This is a genomic window from Methanospirillum sp., assembly GCF_035560735.1.
GTDB lineage: Archaea > Halobacteriota > Methanomicrobia > Methanomicrobiales > Methanospirillaceae > Methanospirillum.
The window spans coordinates 1-3,916 of record NZ_DATMYY010000345.1 but is presented as its reverse complement, the minus strand read 5'-3'; the positions used below and the strand labels follow the sequence as shown (position 1 = coordinate 3,916).

The 3,916-nt window shown below is 44.6% G+C and carries 4 protein-coding genes; 3 read left to right on the top strand and 1 reads right to left on the bottom strand.

The genetic code is table 11. The features are described 5' to 3' along the window. Positions 1-52: 52 nt before the first annotated feature. The 3 genes from hcp to VN429_RS10295 all read left to right on the top strand — a co-directional run bounded on the left by hcp (position 53) and on the right by VN429_RS10295 (position 2,438). Positions 53-1,669: a hydroxylamine reductase gene (gene hcp, locus VN429_RS10305; protein ID WP_325632958.1), complete on the top strand. Its 1,617-nt coding sequence runs from the start codon at positions 53-55 to the stop codon at positions 1,667-1,669. 117 nt (positions 1,670-1,786) lie between these two features. Further along, entirely contained in the window at positions 1,787-2,170 is a 384-nt protein-coding gene (locus tag VN429_RS10300) for a cupin domain-containing protein (RefSeq protein ID WP_325632956.1), read from the top strand. Then, a complete protein-coding gene (locus VN429_RS10295) occupies positions 2,163-2,438 on the top strand; it encodes an NAC family transcription factor (protein ID WP_325632954.1) in 276 nt (91 codons plus the stop codon). The genes VN429_RS10300 and VN429_RS10295 overlap by 8 nt, the downstream gene beginning before the upstream one ends. A gap of 40 nt (positions 2,439-2,478) precedes the next feature. On the opposite strand, the gene VN429_RS10290 is transcribed toward VN429_RS10295, so the two are convergent. Further along, complete coding sequence (locus VN429_RS10290; RefSeq protein ID WP_325632952.1) at positions 2,479-3,843, bottom strand: P-loop domain-containing protein; 1,365 nt, start codon at positions 3,841-3,843, stop codon at positions 2,479-2,481. Between the last annotated feature and the right edge of the window lie 73 nt (positions 3,844-3,916).

The window sequence follows — 3,916 nt, the reverse complement described above, 5'->3', positions numbered from 1 at the left end:
CTAGATATACATAAGGTATCATGTATCCTTTACATACGAAAGGTGAAGAATCATGTTCTGTTATCAATGCGAAGAAACTGCCCGGGGAACCGGTTGCACTGTAAAAGGTGTCTGTGGAAAGGAAGATCATACCGCAGGTGTTCAGGATGTCCTGATTTATATCTGTAAAGGAATATCTGCTAGAAACTTCCCGGCTATAGAAAAGGGAAGTGGGAACAAAGATGCAGGAGCTTTGATAACAGAAGCTCTCTTCGCCACTCTCACCAATACTAATTTTGATGATCAGAGACTTAAGGGGATGATCTCACAGGCTATTGCCATACGGGATGCCCTCCCTAAATCTAGTGATCATGAGCCGGATGCATGTACCTGGACTCCAAAGAATGATGAAGATATACAAGCCAAGGCAAAAGAGATAGCAACAGAAGCTAATGTCAACGATGATCTACATTCACTCCGGGCGCTGCTTCTCTTTGGGTTGAAGGGGCTCGCTGCATACTATCACCATGCAGAGATGCTTGGTTATACTGACATAAAGGTAACAAACTTTATGCAGAAAGGACTTGCTTCAACCCTTCAGACGCTCCCAACTGATCAGATGGTTGCTCTGGTTCTTGAATGCGGAGGTGTTGGTGTTACCACTCTTGCACTCCTTGATTCTGCAAATACGAAAACCTACGGAATTCCGGAGATCACATCGGTAAAAACAACGGTGGGAACTAAACCGGGAATCCTAATTACGGGTCATGACCTTCGGGATCTTGAACAGTTATTGGAGCAATCAAAAGACAGCGGAGTGGACATTTACACCCACGGTGAGATGCTTCCTGCAAATGCATATCCTGCACTAAAGAAATACCCACATCTGGTTGGAAACTATGGTTCTTCATGGTGGCATCAAAAAGATGAATTTGAAAAGTTTAATGGCCCGATTGTAGTCACCACGAACTGTATCGTTCCCCCAAAGGACTCATACAAAGATAAGATCTATACCACGGGCCCGGCTGGTTTTCCAGGTGTGAAACATATTGAAAAATCACCTGATGGAACAAAGGATTTTTCAAAGGTTATCGAATATGCAAAAACCTGTCAGCCTCCCCAGGATCTGCATTCACATGGGCGTGATCTCATTACCGGATGTGGTCATGACGCAGTTCTCGCTCTCGCAGGAACTGTCATCGAAGCGGTTAAGAAAGGCGACATAAGGCGGTTTATTGTGATGGCAGGATGTGATGGACGCCAGAGCGAACGCGAATATTATACTGAGTTTGCCAAGGCCCTCCCGAAGGATACCATCATTCTTACTGCCGGGTGTGCCAAATTCAGGTACAATCACCTGGATCTTGGAACAATCGGTGGGATACCACGGGTCATCGATGCAGGACAGTGCAATGACTCCTACTCGCTTGTTGTGATAGCCCAGGCTCTGGCCAATGCCTTTGGTGTAGAAATCAACGAACTTCCAGTATCATACAACATTGCCTGGTACGAACAGAAGGCTTGCCTGGTCCTGTTAGCCCTGTTGCACCTCGGAGTAAAGAATATCGCCCTCGGACCCAAACTTCCCGCATTTGTATCACCAGGAGTACTCACTGTTCTGGTTGAGAACTTCAACATCAGTAAGAACAGCACTGTTGAAGAAGATATAAAACGGATGATTCCAGCGTAAGTAAAAAAACCGGAGCAATAGGGAGATACGAAAAAATGGCAGAGAGAAAAATTGTCTCTCACTAAGCCATTTTAAAAGGGATCCGACAAACACAATTCGTTTGGTATTGTGGTGAGAATGGAATTCAACTCAGAAAGCCAGAACACATCTGGCAAACAAGGAAGGTCACGCGATGAACTCCGTGCCAAGGTTCTCAACCTGAAAGACCTGGTGGGATACCAGGATGGTTCGGTATCCAGCAGAATGATTGTAAACACCAGGGCAGGTTCAATAACCCTCTTTTCATTTGATAAGGATGAAGGATTATCAGAACATTCCGCTCCGTTTGATGCTATAGTAACCATCCTTGAAGGTGAATGCGAAGTCTGGATCCAGGGAGAAACACATCAGATGAAGGAAGATGATACTATCATATTTCCTGCAAATATACCCCATGCCTTGAGTGCTGTAACAAGATTCAAAATGTCCCTGACCATGATACGGGATACTGAACATGACTGATGATAAGGATGGAGTCTACTGTAAAGTCTGTGGAGGGATTATACCAAAGAACACCACAATTGGATCAATTGTAGTTGATGGAAAGGCCACCGGCATAAACCAACTTGATTATATCCTGAATGAAGTTGCAGCCCTCCAAATGCACAGTGAGAATGAAATCAAACAGGAACTAATTACCCGTGCGAAAAATCTCAACTATATTCCTACGAAGATTACAGAAAAGTATGAAGTTGCCCTGTTCAATGAATATATAAAGCGGTATCAGTGACCGGATTGAAATAGTTCTTCCTCTACTCAATTATTCTGATTCACACCATCTCGATTAACTCCTGATAATACCGTTTTAATCCGGTCCGCCATTCTTCACGTGAGACAGCAACCGGAGCGTGGTTACAGAGTCTGATTATCCGGTCTGCACCCGCAATCAACAGTTCCATTCCGGAGCCAGCAATTATCAGGCTTGAGTCACCTAGCCAGTTGCGATCTTTGTTGATTAAGGATGCCAGGGAATAAACCTGTGAATCCACGCTCATATAGCATGGATGGAGTAGATTCTGTGCAGACCGATCTTCATCGATGATGATATACGGAGATCTCTTTTTGATTGCTTCCTTTATTCTGAACGCCATGGATGCTGAACCACTGCCATGACCTGAGGCACAACTCGGAGTACCATCCATGCCAGGTGGAAGACTGCCAAAGAATGGTGTAAGATCAACTCCCTTCAATTCGATGTTGGTAGAATCAACAGAGACACCACCGGGAAGAGTGACCAGATATTCTCTTCCATCTCCGGGAGCATGAATGTCTTGACCGCAGTAAATCGCCTGTAGGAGTGATGATTTTCCCTGGGCATTGGATCCGGTAATTGCAAACAATTCGCCCCTTCTAATACCAAGTCCGGTTATCATCTTGTTCGAACCGGGAAGATAAACCTCGACTGGATCCAATTCAGGCGGACAAACAAAAGGAATGTGAACACCACGCTTGGGCCCTGCAACACGTTCCCAGCAGCGGTAACGGGTATATTCTCTAGCAGGTCTTGTACCATCCCCAATAAAGGAGACCAGCCCGAGTCCTGGAAGTTTGTCCAGAAGAGTCTTCTGATCTATGACCACCTCCCATGTATGCTTAATCTTTCCAGGTGGAGTTGAATTCACAGTATCTGATATAGCCTGTGCGTATGATACAAACTGATCTACAATTTCGGGAACTCGTGACAATGAATGTTCTCGATATGGAACTGCCCCCTGAAGAATCAGGTGTATTGTTTGATCTTTGAAATAATTCTGATCATCAGGATGCCACAAACATGTTGCGATTGAAGATGGAGATGAGATAATAGTACAGGGCTCAAGATTAACCAGGTATCGCGACTGGTTCCCGGTGTCAACCCCATATAATGCACCAAGATCATGGGAAGACTGTGCTTTTTGTTTACAGTATTCAATGGCTGCCTGGACTCCTCCGACTGAACCGGAGAGGGGAAGAGATATCTCATCAAATATTCCGGTTTTAATTACCACCGGAAGTGCAAAGTGGAGATCCTGCTTATCAGGAGAAGGAACGATGTAAGCATCTGTAACAAGCCTTGCATGTGTATCAGCAGCAAAATCAGGAGTTCTGATCTGGTGCAGTATTTCAGAGAGATATGAATTCCAGTTAGATGTCATGCGATTCAGGGAAGACGAATTATTAATCTATCTACTTTAGGAATTGACATCAAGAAGTGCGGAAAAACAAATG

Bases quoted from the DNA above. Each gene is read 5' to 3' on its own strand.
- hcp (WP_325632958.1), top strand. From the start codon at position 53: ATGTTCTGTTATCAATGCGAAGAAACTGCCCGGGGAACCGGTTGCACT.
- VN429_RS10300 (WP_325632956.1), top strand. From the start codon at position 1,787: ATGGAATTCAACTCAGAAAGCCAGAACACATCTGGCAAACAAGGAAGG.
- VN429_RS10295 (WP_325632954.1), top strand. From the start codon at position 2,163: ATGACTGATGATAAGGATGGAGTCTACTGTAAAGTCTGTGGAGGGATT.
- VN429_RS10290 (WP_325632952.1), bottom strand. From the start codon at position 3,843: ATGACATCTAACTGGAATTCATATCTCTCTGAAATACTGCACCAGATC.